Below are 768 nucleotides of genomic sequence, written 5' to 3' on the forward strand. Positions count from 1 at the left end.
GCTGCGGTAAACACACACTTCCAGCTTTCTGCATCCAGCCAGCGACCATGCCATTCAACCTGACGAGAGACGTCACCTAAGCAGGCCCATAGCTTCCTGTTTTGGTCTAAGCTGCGGTTGCGTTCCTGAATGGTTACTACGATTGGTTTGGTTGGGTCTGGAAGGATTTGCTGTACTGCGTGAATAGCGTTTTGCTGATGTGCTGGAGATCGAATTTCAAAGGTTAGTTTTTTCATGACTTCCCTCTCCCCCAAATAAAAAGGCCTGCGATTACCAGCAGGCCTGTTATTAGCTCAGTAATGTAGATGGTCATCTTTTAACTCCATATACCGCCAATACCCGTTTCATCGCGGCACTCTGGCGACACTCCTTAAAAACCAGGTTCGTGCTCATCTTTCCTTCCCGTTCTTCCCTGGTAGCAAACCGGTAATACACCGTTCGCCAGACCTTACCTTCGATAACCAGAAGACCTGCCCGTGCCATTTTAGCCGCGGCCTGATTTATGCTGGTTACTGTTGCGCCTGTTAGCGCGGCAACGTCCGGCGCACAGAAGCTATTATGCGTCCCCAGGTAATGAATAATTGCCTCTTTGCCCGTCATACACTTGCTCCTTTCAGTCCGAACTTAGCTTTGATTTCTGCGATCTTCGCCAGAGCCTGTGCACGATTTAGAGGTCTACCGCCCATGACAGGAAGTTGTTTTACTGGTTCAGGGATCGCCTCACCACGGTTAATTCTCGCAGTCATATGGACAAGCTCATCTGCGGCC

The 768-nt window shown here is 50.0% G+C and carries 2 protein-coding genes and 1 pseudogene; all 3 read right to left on the reverse strand.

The window, feature by feature from the left end; translation table 11 throughout:
- The coding region (locus CBF90_RS16085; RefSeq protein WP_172407878.1) for a recombination protein NinB at positions 1-236 on the reverse strand (236 nt) is incomplete at its 3' end.
- Between the two features lie 73 nt (positions 237-309).
- Entirely contained in the window at positions 310-600 is a 291-nt protein-coding gene (locus tag CBF90_RS16090) for a protein ren (protein WP_000145933.1), read from the reverse strand.
- Positions 597-768, reverse strand: a pseudogene (locus tag CBF90_RS16095) (Replication protein P); the annotation flags it as partial. The pseudogene CBF90_RS16095 and the gene CBF90_RS16090, both read right to left, overlap by 4 nt.

Origin of the sequence: Microbacterium sp. AISO3 (assembly GCF_002204305.1) — a bacterium.
In the GTDB taxonomy this organism is placed as follows: Bacteria; Actinomycetota; Actinomycetes; order Actinomycetales; family Microbacteriaceae; genus Microbacterium; species Microbacterium arborescens.

Coding starts and splice junctions, on each gene's coding strand:
- CBF90_RS16090 (WP_000145933.1), bottom strand. CDS start 600: ATGACGGGCAAAGAGGCAATTATTCATTACCTGGGGACGCATAATAGC.